The 24541-nt window shown below is 61.1% G+C and carries 22 protein-coding genes; 8 read left to right on the top strand and 14 right to left on the bottom strand.

All coding sequences use genetic code 11. From position 1 onward, the window contains the following. Position 1 precedes the first annotated feature (1 nt). On the top strand, positions 2-1621 hold the full coding sequence (locus tag ACSPX5_RS20205) for a DUF2300 domain-containing protein (RefSeq protein WP_439820150.1): 1620 nt from the start codon (positions 2-4) through the stop codon (positions 1619-1621). A 3-nt stretch (positions 1622-1624) separates the two neighbouring features. Continuing rightward, the gene (locus ACSPX5_RS20200) at positions 1625-2437 is read left to right on the top strand and encodes a YfaP family protein (protein WP_439820149.1); all 813 of its coding nucleotides are present in this window, start codon (positions 1625-1627) and stop codon (positions 2435-2437) included. Positions 2438-2446: 9 nt separating this feature from the next. Here the strand turns inward: ACSPX5_RS20200 and ACSPX5_RS20195 are convergent, their stop codons facing one another. The 10 genes from ACSPX5_RS20195 to exaC form a co-directional block, all read right to left on the bottom strand. Continuing rightward, on the bottom strand, positions 2447-2983 hold the full coding sequence (locus tag ACSPX5_RS20195; RefSeq protein WP_439820148.1) for a hypothetical protein: 537 nt from the start codon (positions 2981-2983) through the stop codon (positions 2447-2449). Positions 2984-3374: 391 nt separating this feature from the next. After that, a complete protein-coding gene (locus tag ACSPX5_RS20190; protein ID WP_323161162.1) occupies positions 3375-4115 on the bottom strand; it encodes a S24 family peptidase in 741 nt (246 codons plus the stop codon). A gap of 221 nt (positions 4116-4336) precedes the next feature. Next, entirely contained in the window at positions 4337-4864 is a 528-nt protein-coding gene (gene ppa / locus ACSPX5_RS20185; RefSeq protein WP_007933577.1) for an inorganic diphosphatase, read from the bottom strand. A gap of 112 nt (positions 4865-4976) precedes the next feature. Further along, positions 4977-5789 carry a zinc-dependent peptidase gene (locus ACSPX5_RS20180; RefSeq protein WP_207864613.1) on the bottom strand — a complete coding sequence of 271 codons (813 nt, stop codon included), beginning with the start codon at positions 5787-5789 and terminating at the stop codon, positions 4977-4979. 4 nt (positions 5790-5793) lie between these two features. After that, a complete protein-coding gene (locus tag ACSPX5_RS20175; protein WP_169432086.1) occupies positions 5794-6444 on the bottom strand; it encodes a DedA family protein in 651 nt (216 codons plus the stop codon). 237 nt (positions 6445-6681) lie between these two features. Beyond that, positions 6682-7143 carry a GNAT family N-acetyltransferase gene (locus tag ACSPX5_RS20170; RefSeq protein ID WP_207864615.1) on the bottom strand — a complete coding sequence of 154 codons (462 nt, stop codon included), beginning with the start codon at positions 7141-7143 and terminating at the stop codon, positions 6682-6684. Between the two features lie 115 nt (positions 7144-7258). Then, positions 7259-8092: an ethanolamine ammonia-lyase subunit EutC gene (gene eutC, locus ACSPX5_RS20165; RefSeq protein WP_439820147.1), complete on the bottom strand. Its 834-nt coding sequence runs from the start codon at positions 8090-8092 to the stop codon at positions 7259-7261. Continuing rightward, on the bottom strand, positions 8089-9483 hold the full coding sequence (locus tag ACSPX5_RS20160) for an ethanolamine ammonia-lyase subunit EutB (RefSeq protein ID WP_169432083.1): 1395 nt from the start codon (positions 9481-9483) through the stop codon (positions 8089-8091). Before ACSPX5_RS20160 ends, eutC begins: the two co-directional genes overlap by 4 nt. A gap of 102 nt (positions 9484-9585) precedes the next feature. Then, the gene (gene eat / locus ACSPX5_RS20155; protein WP_207864619.1) at positions 9586-10956 is read right to left on the bottom strand and encodes an ethanolamine permease; all 1371 of its coding nucleotides are present in this window, start codon (positions 10954-10956) and stop codon (positions 9586-9588) included. 294 nt (positions 10957-11250) lie between these two features. After that, a complete protein-coding gene (gene exaC / locus ACSPX5_RS20150) occupies positions 11251-12771 on the bottom strand; it encodes an acetaldehyde dehydrogenase ExaC (RefSeq protein ID WP_439820146.1) in 1521 nt (506 codons plus the stop codon). A gap of 298 nt (positions 12772-13069) precedes the next feature. On the opposite strand from exaC, the gene ACSPX5_RS20145 reads away from it, so the two are divergent. From ACSPX5_RS20145 to ACSPX5_RS20130, 4 genes are all read left to right on the top strand, one after another. Further along, positions 13070-14986, top strand: coding sequence for a sigma-54-dependent Fis family transcriptional regulator (locus ACSPX5_RS20145; RefSeq protein ID WP_439820145.1), 1917 nt, complete (start codon positions 13070-13072; stop codon positions 14984-14986). A gap of 166 nt (positions 14987-15152) precedes the next feature. Next, positions 15153-16502 (top strand): UDP-N-acetylmuramate:L-alanyl-gamma-D-glutamyl-meso-diaminopimelate ligase, encoded by a 1350-nt coding sequence (gene mpl, locus ACSPX5_RS20140; RefSeq protein WP_007958628.1) that lies wholly within the window; start codon positions 15153-15155, stop codon positions 16500-16502. Continuing rightward, positions 16499-17146 carry a flavin prenyltransferase UbiX gene (ubiX, locus tag ACSPX5_RS20135; protein ID WP_439820144.1) on the top strand — a complete coding sequence of 216 codons (648 nt, stop codon included), beginning with the start codon at positions 16499-16501 and terminating at the stop codon, positions 17144-17146. The genes mpl and ubiX overlap by 4 nt, the downstream gene beginning before the upstream one ends. Next, positions 17139-17423: a YceK/YidQ family lipoprotein gene (locus tag ACSPX5_RS20130; RefSeq protein ID WP_169432080.1), complete on the top strand. Its 285-nt coding sequence runs from the start codon at positions 17139-17141 to the stop codon at positions 17421-17423. Before ubiX ends, ACSPX5_RS20130 begins: the two co-directional genes overlap by 8 nt. Before the next feature lie 43 nt (positions 17424-17466). On the opposite strand, the gene ACSPX5_RS20125 is transcribed toward ACSPX5_RS20130, so the two are convergent. From ACSPX5_RS20125 to ACSPX5_RS20110, 4 genes are all read right to left on the bottom strand, one after another. After that, positions 17467-20067, bottom strand: coding sequence for a hypothetical protein (locus ACSPX5_RS20125; RefSeq protein WP_439820143.1), 2601 nt, complete (start codon positions 20065-20067; stop codon positions 17467-17469). 238 nt (positions 20068-20305) lie between these two features. Then, positions 20306-20947, bottom strand: a complete 642-nt coding sequence (locus tag ACSPX5_RS20120; RefSeq protein WP_169432078.1) for an oxidoreductase — start codon at positions 20945-20947, stop codon at positions 20306-20308. Positions 20948-20974: 27 nt separating this feature from the next. Continuing rightward, positions 20975-22702 (bottom strand): C13 family peptidase, encoded by a 1728-nt coding sequence (locus ACSPX5_RS20115; protein WP_169432077.1) that lies wholly within the window; start codon positions 22700-22702, stop codon positions 20975-20977. Positions 22703-22812: 110 nt separating this feature from the next. After that, complete coding sequence (locus tag ACSPX5_RS20110) at positions 22813-23268, bottom strand: MaoC family dehydratase (RefSeq protein WP_007909575.1); 456 nt, start codon at positions 23266-23268, stop codon at positions 22813-22815. Between the two features lie 193 nt (positions 23269-23461). On the opposite strand from ACSPX5_RS20110, the gene ACSPX5_RS20105 reads away from it, so the two are divergent. Further along, positions 23462-23824, top strand: a complete 363-nt coding sequence (locus ACSPX5_RS20105; protein ID WP_169432076.1) for a CidA/LrgA family protein — start codon at positions 23462-23464, stop codon at positions 23822-23824. Next, positions 23824-24540, top strand: a complete 717-nt coding sequence (locus ACSPX5_RS20100; protein WP_169432075.1) for an LrgB family protein — start codon at positions 23824-23826, stop codon at positions 24538-24540. Before ACSPX5_RS20105 ends, ACSPX5_RS20100 begins: the two co-directional genes overlap by 1 nt. The last annotated feature ends 1 nt before the right edge of the window (position 24541 follow it).

The raw sequence follows: 24541 nt of genomic DNA, 5'->3' as shown, positions 1-24541 counted from the left end.
CATGACCCGGCCGCTGGTATGGCTGCTGATGTGTGTGATTCCTGCGCTGGCGACGGCGCAGGACGAACCGCTGCGCGTGGCCTACAAGGGCGAACTGCTATCGCTGAACACCACGCAACTGACCGCTCGCGAGCCGCTGCCTTCGTCTCTGGATACGCCGCTGGGCAGTCTGTGGAAGGTGTTCGTTTACGCGTGGCTGGTGGATACCGGCGCTCGCGAGCCGGCTTATAAATGTCGCGGGCAGTCGAAGGAAGAGGTTTATTGCTGCGCAGCGGGCGGCAAGATCGAGCGTGATCAGGCGCTGGTGAAATCGTGCGGATTGTATTTTGAGCCGGTGCGGTTGGGCATAACCGCTGGCGATTGGAGAACCTATTGGCAGGCGCGACAGGCGCCGTCGTGGTTGCTGGATTTGCCATCGGTGCAACCGGCTACTCGGGTTTCCGTGGCTGACTTGCTGAAGGTTTTGGCGTGGCTGCCGGCCCAGGATCAGATGCGTCGTGTGCTGCTCGACGTAGTGCTGAACGCGGCGGACGGCAATGTCGTCGGTGAACTCGGCGGCCGCCTGCGGGTGAAAACCTGGAGCTGGCTCGGCGATCAGGACCCTCAATCACGCCAGGGCGGATTCGCTGGCTGGACGGCGGACGGCTCGCCGATCTGGGCGGGTGGTCGGGGTACCAGTCAGATGGTGTTGCGGCATTACGGTTCGGCGTTGGCGACGGTGTTGCCTGCTTCCTGGCCGGCGGACGCCGGGCGATGTGTCGAGGTGGGTCTGTTTTCGCGTTATCCCGTTACCCGGGTTCTGGCCGGTGATCGGGCGGTGACTTCGGGCCCGTTGCAGGGCGATTACCGCGTCGAATTCGCCAACGGCAATGCGCTGGATATCCACAGCGACGGCGAGTTGTTTCTGCTCAACGACAAACTTGTGGCTCGGCTCGATCGTGAAGAGTACGTCGCCCGAGTGCTGGAGCGTGAAGCCAAACCGGAACCTGCCGAAGCGGCTAAAGCATTGGCCGTGGCGATCCGCACGTATCTGCTGCAAAACGCCACGCGCAATGGCGAATGTTTGAGCATTGATGACAGCAGCACCCGCCAGCGTGTTGCCCCGCGTCCTGCTTCCGCCGAATCGCGCAGCATCGCCGCCTGGACGGCGGATCTGGTGCTGGCCGGCAGCACCGTCACCTATCACTCCGATCAACCCGGGCCCGACAAACTCGCCTGGCAACAAGCCGTCGAACAAGCCCATGCCGGCCAGCGTTACGACGCGATTCTGCTGCACGCCTATCCACGCGCCAGCCTCAGTCGCTGGGACAACCCGGTGGCGTCCTGCGAAGCGCTGCCTGCCACGCAGGACTGGCTGCAAAAACAGCGGCGTGGCTGGCGTCCGAGGCTGGAAAGCGAAACCGGCTACAACGAAGTCAGCACGTTCGCCGTGTGCAAACTCGCCTTCGGCCGCCCCTTCGTCGACCGCGAACGCCAGCGCATCTATGTGCGCGGCGTGCTGTCCTTGCAGGATCGCCTCGACCTGACTCACGAATACCTGCACCTGGCCTTTGAAGCACACCCCAACGGCCAGGATGAAACCTATATCGAAGGGCTCGCCCGTCACCTTTTGCTGGAATAGACCATGACACTCCGTTATCCACAGGTCTTGCTGTTGCTCTGCGTATTTGCCGCTGCTTCGCCGGTGATTGCCGCTGACGGCGTCAAACTCGACACCCCGGTCGGCGGCTGGCGCACCGGCGCGGCCGAAGGCGAGGGTGAAAGTTTCCGCCAGACCGTCAACTACCCGGCCTCCTCGGTGAACACCCCGCTCGGTCAGGCCAACACCGCCCGCATCAGTGGCGAAATCAAAGCCACCCCGAAAAACAAAGAGCCCGGCCGCCTGATCGTCAACGGCGTCAGCATGCCGCTGAAAATCGACGACAGCGGCCGCTTCGACCGCCCGTTCTCGTTTCCCAACGGCAGCAACAGCGTCGAAGTCCGCAGCCCGGACGGCCAGCAACGCCATCGCACCCAATTCCTCAACGCCAGCGGCGGCGCCACCCCGGCCAAACTGCGCGTGCTGCTGTCCTGGGACAGCGACGGCACCGACCTTGACCTGCACCTGATCACGCCTGACGGCGCGCACATCTGGTACGGCGACCGAGTCGCCCCCAATGGTGCGGCTTTGGACGTCGACGTGACCACCGGCTACGGCCCGGAGATCTTCGCCATGCCGGCGCCGATCAAGGGGCAGTATCTGGTCTATGTGAACTACTTCGGCGGTGGCTATCGCGGGGATGACGAGGGTGGGGAAGAGGCGGTGCAGCCGTTGACTACCGCACAGGTGACGGTGATTACCGAGGAAGGGACGCCGAGCGAGAAGATGGAGACGTTTCTGGTGCCGATGCGGGCGGTGGGGGAGTTGACGTTGGTGAAGTCGTTTAGTTATCCATGAATCATCTGTTCATTTAGGAAAAACACCGCACAGGGCATTGCCTTCGTAACCGTGAACGATTGGTCCCAGCACCATGAGTGGGCCGCAGGCGTAGAGCGGGGAGGGCACGGTTTGTTGCGTGTTGAGGAGGACGACTTCCCTGCCGAATTCGTCGCTGCCAAAGGATTGCTCGTAGTACGAATTGCACACCGGCAGTTTCAACGGCACCGGGATCACCAGCGCCCAGACAGTGATCCCGCACCATTCGCGGGTGAGAGTTGATCTTGCTGTTCGGGTGATCTGCGGGGTGAATGAGCGGTAACTTTGTGCTCTGTAGGCGTCGGTTTTCAGTGTGACTTTTTCCGGGAGGGAGATTCCTACTCCCACGCAAGCTGTCAGGCTGAGGCATATGGTCGAAACCAGTCCGACGGATTTCAGGCGTGAATTCAGGGCAGATGGGAACAATCTTGAACGTCCTTGTAGTGTATTGAGCATCGAAGTTGCCAAGAGCTTTTTCACTGAACAATTGTGCAAGTACCTGTCGCACAATTTGGTGTTGATCAGCAATTGGCTGAACGCCTCTCGAAAATCACTTTTCCAACAGGCATTAAAAAGCCGGCTTGTGGCCGGCTTCTCGGGGACTGGCTTGGTTTATTTTTGGTAAACCGCGCCAGCCTTCAAAACGTACATCCGGATCTTGCGTCCGGCTGTGGGACTTGGTCAGACAGTGGTCTGCCGCGTCAGGCGTCATCTGGGCCGCTTGGCGGGTCGATGCGCGAATGTGGGGCGCAGGATACTGAGTTTTGTTGGGGATGCCCAGTCTCAAGTGCGTAATAGAGCGATTTGTGCGGCAGGACGCAGGAATTTGTACCGTGTATCCGGGCCTCTTCGTCGGATCGCCGCCCGGACCAAGCCCGCTCCCACCCGGTTCTGTGCAGGGGCACAGAGTGATGGAGGGTCAGAGAAACGGCACCACCGGCCGCCGCTTGTTCAGTGTCGACCACCAGAATACCCACCCCAGCACATGAATCCTCTGCTCCTCGATCTGCGCCGCGCGGAAGATCTCGTCCGGGTATTCGGCGCTGTTGTGGCTGCGCAGACGCAATGCGTTGCCGGGCATGCGGTGCAGGTATTTTATGCGCAGCATGCCGTCGTGTTCGATGGCGTAGATTTCGCCGTCCACCACCTGGGTGAGGCTGCGGTCGATGGCGAGGGTGGAGCCGTCTTCGATTTTCTCCGCCATGCTGTTGCCGATCATGTGGGTGCAGATGGCGTCGGTGGGGTGGATGTTCAGGGTTTCGAGGTGGCTGCGGGGCAGGCGGACGGTTTGCTCCGGGTCCTTGATGACGTGGGTCTTGCCGGAGCCGGCAGTCGTGGGCGCTTCCTTGTAGAGCGGCAGTGCGATGTCGTTGGATTCGAGCACCGTGTAGACGCCACTGATGGCTTGGGTATCGAACGTCTGACCCGGATCTGCGTGCAACCGCGGGGCTTCTTTCGGGCCTTCGCCGGTCTTCAGCCATTGGCTGTTGACGGACAGCAGGCGTGAGACCTCTTCCATGCGGTACGCGGGTACGCCCCGGGTGTACCAGTTATGAACGTTTTGGGCTTCCGTGCCCCAGAACTTTGCGAATCCCGTGGTGGTGATGTTCGCAGCTTCCAGGAGTGCCTTGAATCTTGGACCACTAGTGTTCTTTCTCATAAACACGAGTCTAAGGCCGGCCCAGAGCGGTTTGAATAAACCTTGCGTTCAAAATCGAGGCAAATTTTGCGACGAGATGTAAGGCGTTCTTGTGGGAAATTACACACGCTAAAACTTTTCTGTAGGCCGCCATAAACAAGCTGTTTAGGCCCTTGCCGCCCAGGCACAAAAAACCCCGGATCAACCGGGGTTTTCTTCAAGCGTGTCGCAGGTCGCGAGGCTTAGCCTTTGTAGGCGGCAACCGACTTGGTGATCGCGGCACGGGCAGCGTCAGCGCCGTCCCAGCCTTCGATTTTCACCCATTTGCCTTTTTCGAGATCTTTGTAGTTCGCGAAGAAGTGCTCGATCTGCTGGATCAGCAGGGCTGGCAGGTCGGTGTATTCCTTCACGTCCACGTACAGCTGCGACAGCTTGTCGTGTGGAACTGCGATGACTTTGGCATCGCCGCCGCCGTCGTCGGTCATGTTCAGGATGCCGACCGGACGCGCGCGGATCACCGAACCTGGAGCAACCGGGTAAGGGGTTACGACCAGCACGTCCAGGGGATCACCGTCGTCAGCCAGGGTGTTCGGGATGTAACCGTAGTTGGCCGGGTAGAACATCGGGGTGGCCATGAAACGGTCAACGAACAGGCAATCGCTGTCTTTGTCGATTTCGTATTTGATCGGCGCGTGGTTGGCCGGGATCTCGATCGCGACGTAGATGTCGTTCGGCAGGTCTTTGCCAGCCGGAATCTTGCTGTAGCTCATTGGGCGTTGCCCCCGTTAGTAGACCAAAACACTTGGCCGGATTGACCAAAAAGTGGCGGCGATTATAGGCATATTCCACCCGCGATGCCATGCACCGAAGGTCGTCCAGGCCTTACTCGTGTGCCTGATAGACCGGGTCCGTGGCCTGAAGTTGCTTCAGTCGTGCCAGGGGATCCTGTCGGTAGAAAAGCTGCAGCTGCGCATACACCTGTGGATAAGCCTCCTGCAGCAGATCCGGGGCGCTGAAAAAGTACTCGCTGGTGACGGCGAAGAACTCGGCCGGGTTCTCGGCGGCATACGGGTCGATGGCGGTTTCGGCGTCGGGATGGCGGTCGAGCTGGCGATTGAGGTCGTCGTACGCCGCCTGCATCACTTGGGCCCAGTCTTTTACACGCATGTCGGCGTGCAGCGGTGGCAGGCCGTTGGCGTCACCGTTGAGCATGTCGAGTTTGTGCGCCAGTTCGTGGATCACCAGGTTGTAACCTTCCCAGCCACCACTGGCCATCACTCCGGGCCAGGCAAGGATGATCGGCCCTTGTTGCCAGGCTTCACCGCTGTGTTCGCCGTCCCACTCATGCTCGACGCCACTGGCATCGCGATGACGCTGGGGGCTGAGGAAGTCGTCGGGGTACAGAATGATTTCGTGGAAGCCCTGATACCAGTTCAAATCGCCAAGGTGCAGCAGCGGCAATTGCGCCTGAGCGGCGAGCAGCAGGCGTTGCTCCTGATGCAGCTCGACGCCGGGCAGGGCAGTCAGGTGCTTGTCTTCGAGAAACAGTACGCAGGCTTCGCGCAGCCACTGATCTTCCGCGGCGCTGATGCCGTCAAGGAAACTCAAGTGGTGACGCACCCGCTGCCACATGTCATCGGCAATCGGATGCTTCGCCAGAGTGCGCCGGCGTCGCCAGGCGCTCAGTGACCACATCGAATTAGTGCGATTGGGCTTTGGCGCCGCCGAGTCGGCTGCGCAGCATGCCAATGATCATCGGCACCAGCGACAGCAGGATGATGCCGACCACCAGCAGCGACAGGTTCTTCTTGATGAACGGCACGTTGCCGAAGAAGTAACCCAGCGTTACGAGACCGCCGACCCACAGGACGGTACCGAACACGCTGAAGCCGAAGAAGCGCGGGTAAGGCATCTTTGCGACACCGGCGACGAACGGGGCAAAGGTGCGGATGATCGGCAGGAAGCGCGCCAGGGTCACGGTTTTGCCGCCGTGCTTGTCATAGAAGTCGTGGGTCTGTTGCAGATAGTCGCGACGGAAGATCTTCGAATTCGGATTGCTGAACAGCTTCTCGCCGGCGGTTCGTCCGATCACGTAGTTGGTGCTGTCTCCGAGGATTGCCGCCAGCATCAACAGACCGGCCAGCAGTACCGGGTCCATGCCGCCGCCTGCAGCGACCGCCCCGGCGATGAACAGCAACGAATCACCCGGCAGGAACGGTGTGACCACCAGGCCGGTTTCGCAAAAAATGACCAGAAACAGGATGGCGTAGATCCAGGTCCCATAGTTGTTCACCAGCATGTCGAGGTAGACGTCGAGATGCAGGATGATATCGATCGGGTTGAAATCCATGTGGGCACCTGTGGTGATGGCCCGACTCGGCAGGCCTGTGCGGATGATTCGGTGTAAGCCTACAAGCGGTTGTAGTTTTTCTTACAAGCCGGAAAGCACAGGATTATACGATCTGACAGGTGAAAAGCGCGTTGGTTTTGTAGCGGGGCGTTTCGAGGGCGGAGTGAGGTGCAGGCCTTTGTGGCGAGGGTGTTGCACCTTCTTCACAAAGGCCTGCATCCACACTGTTAGAAAAAATCAGAGTTCGTCGCTGATCGGCAGCACGTAGTTCTTGAACTCGGTGTCTTCCTTGAATCCGATGGATTCGTAGGTTTTTTGCGCCACTTCGTTGTCGCTGCTGGTGGAAACGCGCATGCGCACAGCCTGGGTTTCCTTGGCCATGCGCTTGGCGGTGCGGATCAGGTTGTCGGCGACCAGTTGACGGCGGGCATCTTCGGCGACGTAGATGTCATTGAGGATCCACACCCGCTTGAGCGACAGTGAGGAAAAGCTCGGGTAGAGCTGGCAGAAACCCATCAGCTTCTTGTCGTCGTCATCGGCCAAGGCCAGGTAAATCACCGATTCCTTGCGCCGCAGGCGTTTTTCGAGGAATGCCCGGGACGAGTCCGGATAGGGCAGGGAACCGTAGAACTCGCGATATTTGACGAACAGCGGGGCCAGCAGGTCCAGGTGTTCGAGGGTCGCTTGAATAATCCGCATGATAGGTCTCGTCTTCAAGTGGCTGTCTTCAACTGCTCTGACGGCGATGGGAAACCCGGGCGGCCGTGCATCGATCCTGCCTGAAACCGGCGCAGAAACGCAATGCGGAAACGGTTCAGGCGGGGGGCGGATCGAGCAGGAAATTACTCTTCATGTCTGCACCGGCTTCCGATTCCAGCGTCTGAACCTGCGCCTCGTCCTTCAGATTAACGCCTGACAGCTGTCGCCGACAGGCTTCGCGCATCAGGTACAGCAAGCGATGCGCCGCCATGCCGTAACTGAGCCCTTCCAGCCGCACATTGGAGATGCAGTTGCGGTAAGCATCCGTGAGGCCGACCTTTGGATTGTAGGTGAAATATAAACCCAGGCTGTCCGGTGAGCTGAGGCCCGGACGCTCTCCAATCAGCATCACGACCATTTTCGCGCCCAGCAACTGGCCGATTTCATCGCCAATCGCCACTCGGCCCTGTTCCACCAGCACTACCGGCGCTGTCGACCATTCGTCGGCGCTCATTTGTTCTTCCAGACGGGTGAGAAACGGCAGGGTATGCCGATGCACCGCCAGCGCCGAGAGACCATCAGCCACCACGATCACCAGATCCACCCCGCCCGGATGCGCCAGCGCGTATTCGCGCAGGGCTTGCGCCGATTGATCGCTCAACTTGCGCCCCAGATCCGGGCGTTGCAGGTAACTGTTGCGATCCACCGCCGCGCTGTGCAGCAGCAGGCTGTCGCGCTGGCGCCCGGTCAGTTGGGCGCGGAGCCCGGCATGATCGAACGGCAAATGCACCGCGTCCCGCGCCTGGGCGTGGGCGTACTGGAAATCCAGTTGCGCATGGGTCGGCAGGCTGGTGCCGGTGCGGCCAAGGGCAATGCGCGCCGGGGTCAGGCGACGCAGCTCCAGCCACGGGTTTTGTGGATCGACGGGCGGTTTTTCCATCTGACTCATCCCAGTTGCGCCAACGCCTGGCGAAACGCCGGCGGCAGGTTGTTGCCGAAGCGGACCTTGCCGTCCGCCTGGGTGAAGATACCCATGTTCGCCAGCCACTGTTCGAACTCCGGCGCCGGTTTCAGGCCCAGGGTCTGGCGGGCGTAGAGGGCGTCGTGGAACGAGGTGGTCTGGTAGTTGAGCATGATGTCGTCGGAGCCGGGGATGCCCATGATGAAGTTGATCCCCGCCACGCCCAACAGGGTCAGCAGGGTGTCCATGTCATCCTGGTCGGCTTCGGCGTGGTTGGTGTAGCAGATGTCGCAACCCATCGGCACGCCGAGCAACTTGCCGCAGAAGTGGTCTTCGAGGCCGGCGCGGATGATCTGTTTGCCGTTGTAGAGGTATTCCGGGCCGATGAAGCCTACGACGGTGTTCACCAGAAACGGCTTGAAATGCCGCGCCACGGCATAGGCCCGGGTCTCGCAGGTCTGTTGATCGACGCCGTGGTGGGCGTTGGCCGACAGTGCGCTGCCCTGGCCGGTCTCGAAATACATCAGGTTCTGCCCGAGTGTGCCGCGATTGAGGCTCAGGCCCGCTTCATAACCTTCCTGCAAGATGTTCAGATTGATGCCGAAACTGGCGTTGGCCGCTTCGGTGCCGGCAATCGACTGGAACACCAGATCCAACGGTACTCCACGGTTTATGGCTTCTATAGACGTGGTGACGTGGGTCAGCACACAGGCCTGGGTCGGAATGTCGTAGCGCTGGATGATTGCGTCGAGCATTTCCAGCATCGCGCAGATCGAGGCGATGCTGTCGGTGGCCGGGTTGATGCCGATCATGGCGTCGCCGTTGCCGTACAGCAGACCGTCAAGAATGCTCGCGGCGATGCCGGACGGCTCGTCGGTCGGGTGATTGGGTTGCAGCCTTGTGGATAACCGTCCGCGCAGGCCAAGGGTGCCGCGAAACTTCGTGACGACGCGGATCTTCTGCGCTACCAGCACCAGATCCTGCACGCGCATGATCTTCGACACGGCGGCGACCATTTCCGGCGTCAGGCCGGGGGCGAGGGCGCGCAGGCTGGACTCGTCGGCCGCTTCGCTGAGCAGCCAGTCGCGAAAACCACCGACGGTAAGGTGGCTGACCACGGCGAAAGCCTGTTTGTCGTGGCTGTCGATGATCAGCCGGGTGACTTCATCGGACTCGTAAGGAATCAGCGCTTCCTGCAGGAAATGCGTAAGCGGGATGTCGGCCAGCGCCATTTGCGCGGCGACACGCTCGCCATCGTTGAGCGCAGCGACGCCAGCGAGGAAATCCCCGGAGCGCGCCGGGCTGGCCTTGGCCATTACGTCCTTGAGGCTGTCGAAGCGATAGGTCTGGGCGCCGACGGTATGGGCAAATGCGGCCATGGGGCGGTGTCCTCTTGATTCTGTGGATAACTCGATCCCACATTGGATCTTTATGCACTTCTATATAGCGGGCACCGGGCGAAACGCCCGGTGCCGGTGCAACTAGATACCTTCGAGCATAGCGTCTGCCGGTGCTTCGGAGCGTTGCTTGGCGGTCAGATGGAAGTACAGGTAACCGGCGGCCATGAACCCGAGGAACACACAACCGATCAGCGTGTTGAACCACGCCATCGCCACCAGGCACACCAGCGCCAGAAACAACGCGATCCCCGGCACGATCGGATAACCCGGGGCGCGGAAGGTACGCTCAAGGTTTGGCTCGGTTTTGCGCAGTTTGAACAGGCTGAGCATGCTGATGATGTACATCACGATGGCGCCGAACACCGACATGGTGATCATCGCTGCCGTGAGGGTCATGCCTTGCAGATTGACCAGGCCGTCGCTGTAGATCGCAGCAATGCCGATCACGCCACCGGCCAGGATCGCCCGGTGAGGGGTCTGGAAACGCGAGAGTTTGGCCAGACTTTTCGGCAGGTAACCGGCCCGGGCCAGGGCAAAGAACTGCCGTGAGTAGCCCAGAATGATCCCGTGGAAACTCGCCACCAGCCCGAACAGACCGATCCACACCAGCATGTGCATCCACGTCGAGTTGTTGCCGACTACCGCTTTCATTGCCTGGGGCAGCGGATCGTTGATGTTCGCCAGTTGTCGCCAGTCGCCGACACCGCCGGCCATCACCATCACGCCGATGGCCAGGAACACCAGGGTCAGGATGCCGCTGACATAAGCCTTGGGAATCGTGCGTTTCGGGTCCTTGGCTTCCTCGGCCGCCATGGCTGCGCCTTCGATGGCGAGGAAAAACCAGATCGCGAAGGGAATGGCGGCGAAGATCCCGGGAATCGAGCCGAGGCTGAACTCGCTGGAGCCCGACCAGCCATTGAGCACGAAATTGCTGAAGCTGAAGCCCGGTGCAACGACGCCCATGAACACCAGCAATTCAGCAACGGCCAGCACGGTGACCACCAACTCAAACGTCGCGGCGATGCTGACGCCGAGGATATTCAGGGTCATGAACACGAAATACGCGCCGACCGCCGCGACTTTCGGATCAAGCTCCGGGTATTGCACATTGAGATAGGCGCCGATGGCCATGGCGATGGCCGGCGGGGCGAACACGAATTCGATCAGCGTGGCGATCCCGGCGATCAACCCGCCTTTCTCGCCAAAGGCCCGGCGGCTGTAGGCAAACGGCCCGCCCGCGTGGGGAATCGCGGTGGTCAGTTCGGTGAAACTGAAGATGAAGCAGGTGTACATGGTCGCAACCATCAGGGCCGTGACCAGGAAACCCAGGGTTCCCGCCGTGCCCCAGCCGTAACTCCAGCCGAAGTATTCGCCGGAAATCACCAGGCCGACGGCGATGCCCCACAGATGCAGGGTGCCGAGTGTGGGTTTGAGCTGTGTGGTGGAAGTCATAAGTCCTCTCTGTCTTTTTTATTGTTCGATCTGTTGGACTTTCGGGTGCAGGGTTTGAGTGGATGGATGCTGTTCACGCAGCGGCGGTGTTCAGGCAAATCCTGAATGACGGGTACGCAAGGCCCGTGCCAGAGCGGCCAGGCTTCGTGTTGTGTCATTAAGGACGCCATCGCTGGCAAGCCAGCTCCCACAGATTTCTGTGGTGTTCGGATTTGCGCAGATCCCTGTGGGAGCTGGCTTGCCAGCGATAGCAATTAAAAGGGCGACACCGATAGTTCGGTGTCGCCCGGTTTTTTAGAAGAAGCCCAGCGGATTGATGTCGTAGCTCACCAGCAGGTTTTTGGTCTGCTGGTAGTGGTCGAGCATCATCTTGTGGGTTTCACGGCCGACGCCGGACTTCTTGTACCCGCCGAACGCGGCATGCGCCGGGTACAGGTGGTAGCAGTTGGTCCACACACGACCGGCCTTGATGGCGCGGCCCATGCGATAGGCGCGGTTGATGTCGCGGGTCCAGAGGCCGGCGCCGAGGCCGAACTCGGTGTCGTTGGCGATGGCCAGGGCTTCGGCTTCGTCCTTGAAGGTGGTGATGCTCACCACCGGGCCGAAGATTTCTTCCTGGAACACACGCATCTTGTTGGTGCCCTTGAGCAGGGTCGGCTGGATGTAATACCCGGTCGCCAGGCTGCCCTCGAGTTTTTCCACCTTGCCGCCGGTCAGCAGCTCGGCACCTTCGCTCTTGGCGATTTCCAGGTACGAAAGGATCTTGTCGAATTGCTGTTCGGACGCCTGGGCGCCGACCATGGTGTCGGTGTCGAGCGGGTCGCCACGTTTGATCTGGCTGACCTTCTTCATCACCGCTTCCATGAACTGCGGATAGATCGACTCCTGAACCAGTGCGCGGGACGGGCAGGTGCAGACTTCGCCCTGGTTGAAGAACGCCAGCACCAGGCCTTCGGCGGCTTTTTCAATGAAGCTTGGCTCGGCCTGCATGATGTCTTCGAAGAAGATGTTAGGCGACTTGCCGCCCAGTTCCACGGTGGACGGAATGATGTTTTCGGCGGCGCACTTCATGATGTGCGAGCCGACCGGCGTCGAGCCGGTGAACGCGATCTTGGCGATGCGCTTGCTGGTGGCCAGGGCTTCGCCGGCTTCCTTGCCGAACCCTTGCACCACGTTGAGCACGCCCGGCGGCAGCAGGTCGCCGATCAGCTCCAGCAGCACACTGATACCCAGCGGGGTCTGCTCGGCAGGTTTGAGCACCACGCAGTTGCCGGCGGCCAGGGCCGGGGCGAGTTTCCACGCGGCCATCAGGATCGGGAAGTTCCACGGGATGATCTGGCCGACCACGCCCAGCGGTTCATGGATGTGATAAGCGACGGTGTTGCCATCGATCTCGGCAGCGCTGCCTTCCTGAGCGCGCAGGCTCCCGGCGAAATAGCGGAAGTGGTCGGCGGCCAGCGGGATGTCGGCGTTGAGGGTTTCGCGGATGGCTTTGCCGTTGTCCCAGGTTTCGGTGATCGCCAGGGTTTCGAGGTTCTGTTCGATGCGGTCGGCGATTTTCAGCAGGATCAGCGAGCGGGCCTGGGCGGAGGTCGAGCCCCAGGCATCGGCAGCGGCGTGGGCGGCGTCCAGCGCCTTTTCGATGTCTTCGGCCGTGGAGCGCGGGAATTCGGCAATCGGCTGGCCATTCACTGGCGAGGTATTGGTGAAGTACTGACCTTTGACAGGCGCGACGAACTCGCCGCCGATGTAGTTACCGTACTTGCTCTTGAACGAGACTTTGGCGCCTTCAGTACCGGGGTGGGCGTAACGCATGATGTTCTCCTTGGCTTTGTACTTATTAGAGAAACGCGCATGAGCGCTTGCCATAAGCGTAGAGCAAAGGGCGGGCCACTGCCGTGCAGGTCAGGCAAATCAAGGCCTTGCGAGGTTTGTGTCGGACAAGTGGCAAGCGTCTGTGACGGTATCGGTACAGCTTGAGTGACAGTTTGTACCGCTTCTGGCACAACCCGTGACCGGGCGGTCTTGCCAGCATTGCAAAGACCGGTGGGCTGGAGGATGCTGGGCACCACTTCACGCATGGGCCGATGAGCCTCGGGGAGAATAATAAGAAATGCACGACAACCATTTGAGTCGCCATGCCCAACAGGTTCTTACCGTCACCCAGGGCAAGCCGCACCTGCATGGCCCCGGTGCCGACCCGTCGATTGCCCGCTCGTGGCTGCGTTGTCTTGAGGACTATCACCTCGACCCGGCCCTGACCATGGCGCCGACCGTGCTCGAGCACGGACGCGTCCTCGAAAGCCGCGAACGGCTGCAGCAGGTGTTGCAGATCGCCGGCAACGAAATGAGCAGCCTGCATCAACAACTCTCCGGCGCCGGACACGCGGTGCTGCTGACCGATGCGCGCGGGGTGATCCTCAACTGCGTCACGGCTCCCGCCGAACGCAAGATCTTCGAACGCGCCGGCCTCTGGCTGGGTTCCGACTGGAGCGAGGCCTGCGAAGGCACCAACGGTATCGGCACTTGCCTGGTTGAACGTCAGGCTTTGACCATCCATCAGGACGAACACTTTCGCGGGCGCCACACCGGCCTGACTTGCTCGGCGAGCCCGGTGTTCGACCCCCACGGCGAGTTGCTGGCGGTGCTCGACGTGTCCTCGGCGCGGCCGGACGTTTCGCGCCAGAGCCAGTTCCACACCATGGCGCTGGTCAATCTGTCGGCGAAGATGATCGAGAGCTGCTATTTCCTGCGCTGTTTCGATAATCAATGGTTGCTGCGTTTCCATCTCCAGGCCGAATCCGTCGGGCTGTTCAGCGAAGGGCTGCTGGCGTTTGACGGGGAAGGGCGGATCAGTGCGGTCAATCAGAGTGCATTGAATCTGCTGGGACACATTCGTGGTGGTTTGCTCGGTAAACCGGTGGAGGCGTTTTTCGATTGTTCGCTGGATGAGTTGCTGGGGCGCGCCAGTGCCCATGCCAGCGCAAGCTGGCCGCTGCGCACCCGAGACGGGCGGCATCTGTTTGCGGTGTTGCGCGCAGAAGCGCGCAAGCCGTCTCCCGTGCTGCCGAAACCGGCAGTTCCCGAGGCGCCACGCCTGTCCGGCATTTGCCTGGGCGATGCCGGGCTGCAAGCGGCTTTTCGCAAGGCCCTGCGGGTGTTCGAGCGCGACGTGCCGCTGCTGATCAATGGCGAGACAGGCTCCGGCAAGGAAGCATTTGCCAAGGCTGTGCATCAGGCCAGTCAACGTGCGAGCAAGGCTTTCGTTGCCCTCAACTGCGCAGCGATACCTGAAAGCCTGATCGAGAGCGAGTTGTTCGGCTATCGCGGCGGCAGCTTCACCGGCGCGCGCAAGGACGGCATGCGCGGCAAGCTGCAGCAGGCCGATGGCGGTACGTTGTTTCTCGATGAAATCGGCGACATGCCGCTGGCACTGCAAACCCGGCTGTTGCGAGTGCTGGAAGACCGGCAGGTGGTGCCGATCGGTGGCGAGCCCGAAGCGGTCAACGTGCGGATCATCAGTGCCACTCACCGCAATTTGCTGGAACGGGTTGGCGGCGGCAGTTTCCGGGAGGATTTGTATTACCGGCTCAACGGGCTGGAAGTGGCGCTGCCGCCGTTGCGCGAGCGCAGTGACAAGTCGCAGTTGCTGGATTTTCTGCTGGCCGAAGAGGCGGGCGGGGAAAGGATCCTGATTGACGAGCCGGCGCGCCGGGCTTTGCTCGGGTTCAACTGGCCGGGCAATGTGCGGCAGATGCGCAATGTGCTGCGCACACTGGCGGCGTTGTGCGATGAAGGGCGGATCGGGCTGGAGGACTTGCCGGCGATGCTCCGGCAGGTGCAGCCGCTGCTGGTCAACGTCGATGACGCGTCGTCCGAACATCCACTGGAAGATGCCGAGCGGCTGGCGTTGCTCAATGCGCTGGAACACACGCGCTGGCACATGACCCACACGGCGCAACAGCTCGGCGTGAGCCGCAATACGCTCTATAGAAAGTTGCGCAAGCACGGGATTGCCCGAACCGCCTGAATACTCCTGCCGATCGCTCCCACGCTCTGCGTCCGCTTTTGGACGCAGAGCGTCCTGTGCTGCATTCCCACGCAGAGCGTGGGAACGATCATGTCGGGTGATCAGCTAAAGAGTGCGATTTCCCCCTCCCTGCGCTAACCTGCGGCCATGTTTTACGAGGTCGACTATGCACATTCATATTCTGGGTATCTGCGGGACTTTCATGGGCTCGATGGCGGTTCTGGCCAAAGAGCTGGGCCATCACGTGACCGGCTCCGATGCCAACGTCTATCCGCCGATGAGCACCCAGCTCGAAGCCCAGGGCATTCAGCTGACTCAGGGGTACGACCCGGCCCAGCTTGATCCGGCACCGGATCTGGTGGTGATCGGCAATGCCATGTCCCGCGGCAACCCGGCAGTGGAATATGTGCTGAACAAAGGCCTGCCGTATGTATCCGGCCCGCAGTGGCTGGCGGATCACGTGTTGCAAGGTCGCTGGGTGCTGGCGGTTGCCGGTACTCATGGCAAGACCACCACCAGCAGCATGCTCGCCTGGGTACTGGAGCATGCCGGCATGAGCCCGGGCTTCCTGATCGGTGGCGTTCCGCAGAACTTCTCGGTGTCGGCGCGTCTGGGCGGCACGCCGTTCTTCGTGATCGAGGCCGACGAATACGACAGCGCGTTCTTCGACAAGCGTTCGAAGTTCGTCCATTACCGTCCGCGCACGGCGATCCTCAACAACCTCGAGTTCGATCACGCTGACATCTTCCCTGATCTGCCGGCCATCGAGCGGCAGTTCCACCACTTGGTGCGGACCATTCCGAGCGAAGGCCTGGTGATCCACCCGACCACCGAGCCGGCCTTGCAGCGCGTGATCGAGATGGGCTGCTGGACCCCTGTGCAAACCACCGGTGCCGGCGGTCAGTGGCAGGTCAAATTGCTCAAAGACGACGGCTCGGCGTTCGAAGTGATGTTCGAAGGCGTGTCCCAAGGCGTCGTCGAGTGGGAGTTGACGGGGCAGCACAACGTCGCCAACGCTTTGGCCACTCTGGCCGCCGCGCGTCACGTCGGGGTTGTGCCGTCGATGGGTATTGCCGGTTTGAGTGCGTTCAAGAGCGTCAAACGCCGGATGGAAAAAGTCGCGGAAGTGCGCGGCATCACCATCTACGACGATTTCGCTCACCACCCGACCGCGATTGCCACCACCCTCGACGGTCTACGCAAACGCATTGGCGATGCGCCGCTGATCGCGATCATCGAACCGCGCTCCAACTCGATGAAGCTCGGCGCGCACCGTGACGGCCTGCCGGACAGCGTGGTCGATGCCGATCAAGTGATCTGGTACGCCCCGGCCAACCTCGGCTGGGATCTGGCAGGCACCGCCGCGTTGTGCACTGTGCCGTCGATCGTCAGCGATTCGCTGGAAGGCATCATCGAACGCGTCAAGAGCCAGGCCCAGCCCGGCACTCATGTAGTGATCATGAGCAACGGCGGCTTCGGCGGCCTGCACGGCAAACTCGCCGAGGCGCTGAAATGAACACTCGTCTGCAGAGCAATGGCCCTGAACGCATCACGCTGGCGATGACCGGCGCGTCCGGCGCCCACTACGGTTTGCGCCTGCTGGACTGTCTGGTGCGCGAGGATCGCGAGGTGCATTTCCTGATCTCCAGGGCCGCGCAACTGGTGATGGCCACCGAGACCGACGTGTCGCTGCCGGCCAAGCCGCAATTGATGCAGGCGTTCCTCACTGAATACACCGGCGCCGCTGCCGGGCAGATCCGTGTATACGGCAAGGAAGACTGGATGTCGCCGGTGGCCTCGGGCTCCGGTGCCCCGGCCGCGATGGTGGTGGTGCCGTGCTCGACCGGCACCTTGTCGGCCATCGCCACCGGCGCCTGCAACAACCTGATCGAACGGGCAGCAGACGTGACGCTGAAGGAACGTCGCCAGTTGATTCTGGTGCCACGCGAAGCGCCGTATTCGAGCATTCATCTGGAGCACATGCTCAAGCTGTCGAATATGGGCGTGACCATCCTGCCGGCCTCGCCAGGTTTCTATCACCAGCCCCAGACCATCGATGACCTGATCGATTTCGTGGTGGCGCGGATTCTCAATCTGCTGGGCATTCCCCAGGACATGCTGCCGCGTTGGGGCGAACACCATCTGAGCAGCGATGAATAAGCTGCTGGCGATCCTGCTGATCTTGCAACTGACCGGCTGTGCCACGGCGCGCACGCTCGATGCCGCCAAGCCCGGCGCGCCGGTGGTGTATTCCGGCACCCGACTGGACTTGTACGCCATGAATGGTGGCTGTTGCGCGATGGATCGATTCGGCGCCGAAGCGCCGAGCTATCCCGCAGTGGATCTGCCGGCCAGCGCATTGCTCGATACGCTGCTGTTGCCGTTGTCGCTGCTGACGGTGCTGGGCGTAGGGTTTCAGGCCACTGGCGGACTGTGAAAATCAATGGCTCGACCACGCAGGATCGAGCCATTGAAACTGCCTACAACGTGATCGTTTCGGGTGGAAAGACGATGTCGTCGGAGAAGATGTCCTGTCCCGTCGGCAACTCGATAACGCGCTTGCCGGCGCTCGCCACTTCATCGATCAGCGCGTCATATTCGTCACGGTTCAAGTCTCCTGCACGCGTACGGGCCTCGATGGCATCAGTGTGGTTCTGATTCGATCCGGTGGCGCGTGACTGTGCCTGCAGATAGATATCCTCCACTGTGGCCGCGCGGGTCATGGTCGAGTTGACGAGCCAGACGCGTCTGGAGGTGAGCCCGATCGGAGACGTCGAGACATGCCCCTCCATTTTCATGCTCGGGAACAGGATTTTGCCGTCAGCGAGGCTCTGGTTGGGCCGCATTGGATTGTAGGCGCGATTTTCCTGTCCCGGAACGACCTCCACATTGCGAGTGTCGAGCAGGTAGCAGAATCTGATACGTCGCGGGTGGGGCGCCAGGCCGGCGTGACTGTTCTGGCGCGATTCGCTACCCGCCAGCGGATCCTCTGTCCGGACGACCTCATTCGCGAAATCCATGGCAGTCTTGAGACTGAACACCGCGCTGACGGGAGTCTCGCTCGTGGAGCCTACGGTCGATAACCGTTGTGGAACCATGGCGGCGGGCCGGGCAATTTCGAAGGGCATCCGCTCGTCTACTTTGAACACGGCGGGGATGTCGGTTCTGTACAGGTAGTTATGCTTGTTGCGTTTATAGCCACTGTGTACCAGCAATTCTTGAAAGAAGGGGGCCGTCAGGCTGGCTTTCAGAATGCTGGTGCCTTCCCCCTGATTTCTCAAACTGATCATTTCGGCACGAATTTCCGGCAGAAACGGATCGTAGAGTTTTGGGTTGGCTACGAGTCGCGTGCGATCTCGATGTGTCTTTGCCCACGTGGGCAGCTCATCGTTGATCAGATTCTTGAACTGCCCGGTCGGCGATATCTCCTTGCACAGTCGCGCCAGTTGCAGGGTGGACAGATTGTACGGCTGGAAGCGGGCAATGACCTGTTCCTTTGAGTCGAGCTGAGAATAAGGGCGTGTCCACAACCGCAGGTATTCGATCAACTGTTCGCGCCGGGAAGGCGCTTCACGTTGTTTGATCCATGCGGGTGGTTTCCCGGAGATCGCAACGTCCCGACGAAAGCGCACGAGGTCGTCTCCTTCGATCCTGTACAGGTTCCAGATATCGATGTCCCGCCAGTAGGGTCGGAATGCCCGTTGTTCCGCTGAATACTTCACAGGCCTGACGACAGTCAGGCCGGATCCTTCGGGGAACGCCACTTGAGTGAGCGGGCCGTGACTGTCGTCCAGGCCAGGTTTGCGCCGCATTTCGACGTAACCATGAGGGTCTGGTTTTTCGAGATCCCAGGTGTAGTGACTCTTGTCACCGTAAACCGGTGTGGCGTCCGGGTTTTCTGGTGTGCCGGGTTTCGACAGGCGCGGCAACGAGTCGGGCGTCGGCAGCTCTGGTAAAGGCGTTCGAGGGGGTGGTGCGGGGCGGTGCAAAGTGACGGTTTCGAGATGTTCGGCCCACTTGGCAGGGGGGCGTTTCTGATGGTCCAGGAGGCGGTTGAACATGTTGCGGTCCATCTCCGGCCCCAGCCAGCGACGTAGCTCGTCAAACAGGTAGGTGTTTTCCATCCGTCGTGCGCGAACATGGGCCCACTGAGGTTTCTTGCCGGTGCGCTCTGCTTCGGCGCGAAAACGGGCGATGTCTGCACCCTGTATGCCGTAGAGATCCCAGATGTCGCGATCTGTCCAGGCAGGCAGCAGTTCGGCTGGCTGATCGATGGGGTGAGCGGGGGGCTCGACACTGACGAACGCGCCGCTATCGTCCCTGAACGCGTGGTGCAACGGAGGGCCAACCGAGTCGTCCAGCCGCATTTTTCGGTGCATGAGCACATAACCATGGTGATGGCGGGTGGCTTCGTCCCATACGTAATGTCGGGTATCGACGTACACGACGGGAGTGACCGATTGCGGCTGAGGCGGTCGCCCCGGTTGTGGCTGGAATGCCTGTGCCAGGCTGTCGTCTGCGTCGACTACCGGCTGATGTATCGTCGGTTCAATCGAACGGCTGACAATTTGCGGCCTGCCGATCCGCCAGGTATTGCTCTCGGGGTCGAAGTACAGGGCAGGGCCAGAGGGGTGCGCTTCCTGTGGAAGGATGGGGCGGTAGGTTCCGATGCTCTCGTCCCAGGCCACCATGACCGTTGCGGTCGAGGTGTACTGCACCTCGGCGTAAATGCGCCCTTTGTGGACGCGTAACCCTTCGGGCCCCACGGCAGGCAAAAGGGGTCTTGCCTGGGATGGCACTTCATATTGGCGAATCGATTCGGTCGAGCGGGGATCGAGGAGCGAGGCTCCGGGGTTCTCGGCGACAGGGTTTACCAAGTCCCTGACCTGCATCGCGGGCAATCTGTCGCTTGTAACGGCGGGCAGTGTGGTTCCCGGTTGCTGGTTGGGCAGAGAGAGTTCCGGTCCTTCGAGGCGAACCAGCCCCGGGATCTCAAAACGCGGAACTGACGGAGGGGGTGATGAATCAACGGGGTTGTGGGGTGTGCCGGTGTTTTTCGGCGTTGGGTTTTTGGGTGCCATCTGGGAATCCTTTCAATGATTGCCCGACGTGCTGCCGTCTCATGTGGGGATGACAGCAGGCGCAGGCGTGCCGGCAGGCACGTTATCCATGGAAGGGAAGGCGAATGAGGTAAATAGATAGGACGTGGTTACTGATTCGATTCAGTTCGTTTCAACTGTCGGGCCGTTCAACGCGAGATCCTCGGACTCCATTGGAAATGGCCGTCCGGATCCGCGTTGAACTGCAGGGTGAGGGAGCTTACTTGCCGAGTTTGCGTAACTCATCCGACTCGACGATCCGCACCCCGTCCTGCTCTTCCAGCGCAAGGCGCCACATGGCACGGGCCAGTTGGCAGGCTTCGATGCCGCGGTACTTGCCGGGAATCAGTTTCGAGAAGGGGGCGGCCAGTTGTTCGCCCAGGCGTGGCTCGCTGCGTTCGCCAAGCAACAGCGATGGCCGGCAAATGGTCAGTTGCGGCCAGTCCTGCGCGCGCAATGCATATTCCATCTCGCCTTTGACCCGGTTGTAGAAAATCGAGGATCGGCGATCGGCCCCCAGGGCACTGATCACGATCAGGTGTCGTGCGCCCATTTCCCGGGCACGCTTGGCGAACGCTACGACCATGTCCAGATCCACGGCGCGAAACGCCTCTTCGGAGCCGGCCTGCTTGATGGTGGTGCCGAGGCAGCAATAGGCGATGTCGACCCGACCGGCCAGTTGTGGAAGGAATGTCTGTGGATCACCGACCGGATTTTCCAGGTGCGGATGTTCGGCCAGCGGCCGGCGTGAAGGGGCCAGGACACGGGTAATCGTCGGCTCGTTGAGCAAACGGTCGAGCAGATGTTCACCGGTCAGCCCGGTGGCTCCGGCAAGCAATACATGCTGAGGCGTCAAGTACATAGTGTCTCTCCCTTGATACTGTTCAGCTTAGTTGCTGTTTGTCGCTCCGTCGTTCAACGCAGCACTTTGCAACGCTTTTCTCGCCTGTTGCTTGCGCAGTAGCTGCCAGTGCGCAAGCACGGTTTTCGGTGCCCAGATCTGCGGTTCAGAAGCTTCGAAGTTGTCCGCCAGCTCGCGCTCGGCAACCGTGGCCTTGGCCAGTTTGAAGGCTTGCTCCAGGTCGTCGGTCTGGTTCAGTGCCTGGGCAAACAGGGCATCGCCGAAATAGGTGAAGTTGGCCTCCTCGGAGCAGCCGAATGACACGCGGTCGGCGCGCGAGGCGGTCATGATCAGCGTTCTTTCGTCCTTCAGCGCCGGAATGAAACCACCGGAATAGCACGCGGAAATCACGATGATCTTGTCGCGGTTTTTCAGCGGCGCGAGCACGGCGGCGAGTTCGTCGGCGGGCAGGTCGGCAAGCTCCATGCGCGGCTGATCGAGGACCAGTTCGTGCTCGGCGGTGCCGTGGCTGGTCAGATAGATAAACACCAGGTCTTCCGGGCCAGTGCGTTCGGCCAGGGTCAGTGCTGCTCGGCGCAGGTTTTCGCGGGTGGCCATCGGTCGATCGCCCAGGTGATCGCGATGGTTGACCAGGCGAATCTGGCCAAAGGCGCCGAAACGGCTGGCGAGCATGTTGGCCACGTAGTCGGATTCGCGCAGGAACACGCTTTGCTTGCCGTCGCCGCCGAGGGTCAGGGTGTACAACTCTACCGCCGGGGTCGAGGCTGGCACGTTGGCCAACGCTTCGTCGAGCAGGCGGCCCTGGGCCAGCAGGCCGAGTTCGAGGGTGTCGGGCAGCAATTTGCCGTCTGCATCGCGCACGCGCTGGCCATTGATCCAGGTGCCGCTGAGCACGGTGCCGTCAGTCAGCACCAGCGTGCCGCGTCCCGCGTAGCTGTCGCTGTCGAAACCGCCGATGTAGAAACTGCCGTCGGACAGATTCAAGCGGCCCTGGCCACTGAAACGCCAGTCGTTGAAATAACCGATGTAATGGCTGCCGTCGGCACCGATCAGTTCGCCCTTGCCAGTCAGCGCGCCTTCCTTGAACTGGCCGAGCCAGACGTCGCCATCGGCGTTCTCGTAGCGGCCCTTGCCGTGCAGTTGATTGTTCTTGAAGCCACCGACATAGATGTCGCCGTCGGCGCTGTTGAAGGTACCGTTGCCTTCGAGCTGGCCATTGATGAAGTGGCCGCTGAACTGATTGCCGCTGGCGTCGCCGCGCTGGCCTTCACCGTTGGGTTTGCCGTGGGCGAACTGACCCTGGTAGGAACTGCCGTCGTCGAGTTCCAGGCGACCCAGGCCGGAATACTGATCGTCCTTGAATTCGCCGCGATAGGTCATCGCGTTTTCCTTCAGGGTGCCTTCGCCCTCGCGCCGGCCGAGCTTGAAGCCGCCGGTGTAGCTGCCGCCGTGGGTGGTCAGCGTGCCCTGGCCGTCGAACAGGCCTTGCTGGAAATTGCCGCGATAGACTTCGCCATTGCTGCCGTGCCATTCGCCCTGACCGTGCCACTGCCCCTTGTCGAACGTGCCGGCGTACCAGCTGCCGTTGGGGTAGTCGACCCGGCCCTGGCCTTGCAGCAGACCGTTGACCAGCTCGCCGCGATAGCGTCCGCCGTCGGGCAGGCGTGCGTCCGGGGGCAACAGCGATTCGCCGTCGCCGCAAGCGGTGAGCATCAGGGTCAGGGCAAGCGGTGCAAGAGCAGCAAGTTGGCGCATAGCGGGATCCGGGCAATTAGGCGACCGAGTATGCCGCAGCTATGTGACCTTATACAGCCGGCAGGGAGGAGTGGATGCGAAACCGCGTGAGCGGCTTCGCATCCCGGCACTCAGACGAAGCAGAGCGACAGCGGTTCGGCGATGTAGGCCGGTTTGTCCGAGCCTTCGATCTCCAGGGTGGCGGTGGCCTTGAGCAGCCACTGGCCGGGTTTCTTCTCGGTCACTTCACCGAGGTCGACCTTGAGCCGGACTTTGGAGTTGACCTTGACCGGCTGGATGAAGCGCACGCTGTCCAGACCGTAGTTGACCACCATCTTCACGCCTTGCGGCAGGATCAGGATGTCCTCCATCAGTTTGGGGATCAGCGACAACGACAGGAAACCGTGTGCAATGGTGCTGCCAAATGGCGTTTGCGCGGCTTTGACCGGGTCGACATGGATGAACTGATAATCCCCGGTGGCTTCGGCGAACAGGTTGATGCGCTCCTGATCGATGGTGAGCCATTCGGAACGTCCGAGTTCCTTGCCGACATAATCTTTGAGCTCTGCAACTGGAACATAGGGCATTGAGACTCTCCTTGGGTTCATCGGTTTTATAGTTTTTCAGGTGGGGGATTTGACCGCCCTGCGAACCACTGTAGATCATCATGGCGATTTGCTCAGGTCAACCGACCATGCTTTTGGCGAATGCCGATCCATAGCGCAGGCGTGCTTATAATGCCGACGACTTGCGGGTTGGAAAGTAAGACGGAGATGACGGATGTTGCTACGCGGCCTGACGTGGCTGGTGCTGTTTCAATTGCTCGGCACGGCCCTCAATCATTTGCTGTTGCCTGTGCTGCCGGGGCCGATCATCGGCCTTTTGCTGTTGCTGGCATTCCTGATCGTGCGCGGTGAAGTCGGCGAGCCGCTGAATCTTGCGGCCGGCAGTCTGCTGCGTTACCTGCCGTTGCTGCTGGTGCCGCCGGCGGTGGGCGTGATGGTCTATGCCACGGCGATTGCCGCGGATTTCTGGGCGATCGTCGGTGCGCTGGTGGTGTCGCTGATTCTGTCCATGGCTTTCGCCGGGGTGTTGATGCAGCGCCTGGTCAAGCGCCACGCACCGCATTCGGAGGAATCCTGATGCTGTTTGACTGGCAAGGCGCCTGGGCTTCGGTGATTCATCACCCGCTGTTCGGCATCGGTATCACCTTGGGGGCTTACCAACTGGTACTGGCGGCGTTCGAGAAAACCCGCTGGATCTTTCTGCAACCGGTGCTGGTGTCGATGCTGCTGGTGATCGGCGTGCTGGTCGGTTGCGGCCTGACTTACGTCGAGTATCGCAAGAGCACGGAGATCCTCAGCGTTCTGCTGGGCCCGGCAACCGTCGCGCTGGCGGTGCCGCTGTATCTGAATCTGCGGCGCATCCGCCAATTGTTCTGGCCGATTTTTACTACGCTGGTGATAGGCGGGGTGGTCGCCACGGGCATGGGCGTGGCGCTGGGCTGGTGGTTTGGTGCCGATCATATGATCCTGATGACCATGGCACCCAAATCGGTGACCTCACCCATCGCGATGCTGGTGGCTGAGCAGATTGGCGGTGTCGCGGCATTGGCCGCAGTGTTCGTGTTGATCACCGGGGTGATCGGCGCGATCTTCGGCCCGGCGTTGTTGACCCGCCTCGGTGTGCACAGTCCCGAGGCGCGCGGCATGGCGCTGGGCATGACGGCGCATGCGGTCGGTACGTCGGTGGCGTTGCAGGAAAGTGACGAGTGCGGCGCCTTCGCGGCACTGGCGATGAGTCTGATGGGCGTGGCCACGGCGGTGTTCCTGCCGTTGGCGGTGTCGATGGTGGTGTAAG

Source organism: Pseudomonas sp. HLG18 (assembly GCF_051903985.1).
Taxonomy (GTDB): domain Bacteria; phylum Pseudomonadota; class Gammaproteobacteria; order Pseudomonadales; family Pseudomonadaceae; genus Aquipseudomonas; species Aquipseudomonas fluorescens_BT.
The sequence above is the reverse complement of the archived record's forward strand: the minus strand, read 5'-3'. Positions and strand labels throughout refer to the sequence as shown.

Bases quoted from the DNA above. Each gene is read 5' to 3' on its own strand.
- ACSPX5_RS20205 (WP_439820150.1), top strand. From the start codon at position 2: ATGACCCGGCCGCTGGTATGGCTGCTGATGTGTGTGATTCCTGCGCTG.
- ACSPX5_RS20130 (WP_169432080.1), top strand. From the start codon at position 17,139: ATGAATAAGCTGCTGGCGATCCTGCTGATCTTGCAACTGACCGGCTGT.
- ubiX (WP_439820144.1), top strand. From the start codon at position 16,499: ATGAACACTCGTCTGCAGAGCAATGGCCCTGAACGCATCACGCTGGCG.
- ppa (WP_007933577.1), bottom strand. From the start codon at position 4,864: ATGAGCTACAGCAAGATTCCGGCTGGCAAAGACCTGCCGAACGACATC.
- ACSPX5_RS20115 (WP_169432077.1), bottom strand. From the start codon at position 22,702: ATGCGCCAACTTGCTGCTCTTGCACCGCTTGCCCTGACCCTGATGCTC.
- eutC (WP_439820147.1), bottom strand. From the start codon at position 8,092: ATGAGTCAGATGGAAAAACCGCCCGTCGATCCACAAAACCCGTGGCTG.
- ACSPX5_RS20175 (WP_169432086.1), bottom strand. From the start codon at position 6,444: ATGGATTTCAACCCGATCGATATCATCCTGCATCTCGACGTCTACCTC.
- ACSPX5_RS20190 (WP_323161162.1), bottom strand. From the start codon at position 4,115: ATGAGAAAGAACACTAGTGGTCCAAGATTCAAGGCACTCCTGGAAGCT.
- ACSPX5_RS20105 (WP_169432076.1), top strand. From the start codon at position 23,462: ATGTTGCTACGCGGCCTGACGTGGCTGGTGCTGTTTCAATTGCTCGGC.
- ACSPX5_RS20180 (WP_207864613.1), bottom strand. From the start codon at position 5,789: ATGTGGTCACTGAGCGCCTGGCGACGCCGGCGCACTCTGGCGAAGCAT.
- ACSPX5_RS20125 (WP_439820143.1), bottom strand. From the start codon at position 20,067: ATGGCACCCAAAAACCCAACGCCGAAAAACACCGGCACACCCCACAAC.
- ACSPX5_RS20200 (WP_439820149.1), top strand. From the start codon at position 1,625: ATGACACTCCGTTATCCACAGGTCTTGCTGTTGCTCTGCGTATTTGCC.
- mpl (WP_007958628.1), top strand. From the start codon at position 15,153: ATGCACATTCATATTCTGGGTATCTGCGGGACTTTCATGGGCTCGATG.
- exaC (WP_439820146.1), bottom strand. From the start codon at position 12,771: ATGCGTTACGCCCACCCCGGTACTGAAGGCGCCAAAGTCTCGTTCAAG.
- ACSPX5_RS20145 (WP_439820145.1), top strand. From the start codon at position 13,070: ATGCACGACAACCATTTGAGTCGCCATGCCCAACAGGTTCTTACCGTC.
- ACSPX5_RS20110 (WP_007909575.1), bottom strand. From the start codon at position 23,268: ATGCCCTATGTTCCAGTTGCAGAGCTCAAAGATTATGTCGGCAAGGAA.
- ACSPX5_RS20160 (WP_169432083.1), bottom strand. From the start codon at position 9,483: ATGGCCGCATTTGCCCATACCGTCGGCGCCCAGACCTATCGCTTCGAC.
- eat (WP_207864619.1), bottom strand. From the start codon at position 10,956: ATGACTTCCACCACACAGCTCAAACCCACACTCGGCACCCTGCATCTG.
- ACSPX5_RS20100 (WP_169432075.1), top strand. From the start codon at position 23,824: ATGCTGTTTGACTGGCAAGGCGCCTGGGCTTCGGTGATTCATCACCCG.
- ACSPX5_RS20170 (WP_207864615.1), bottom strand. From the start codon at position 7,143: ATGCGGATTATTCAAGCGACCCTCGAACACCTGGACCTGCTGGCCCCG.
- ACSPX5_RS20120 (WP_169432078.1), bottom strand. From the start codon at position 20,947: ATGTACTTGACGCCTCAGCATGTATTGCTTGCCGGAGCCACCGGGCTG.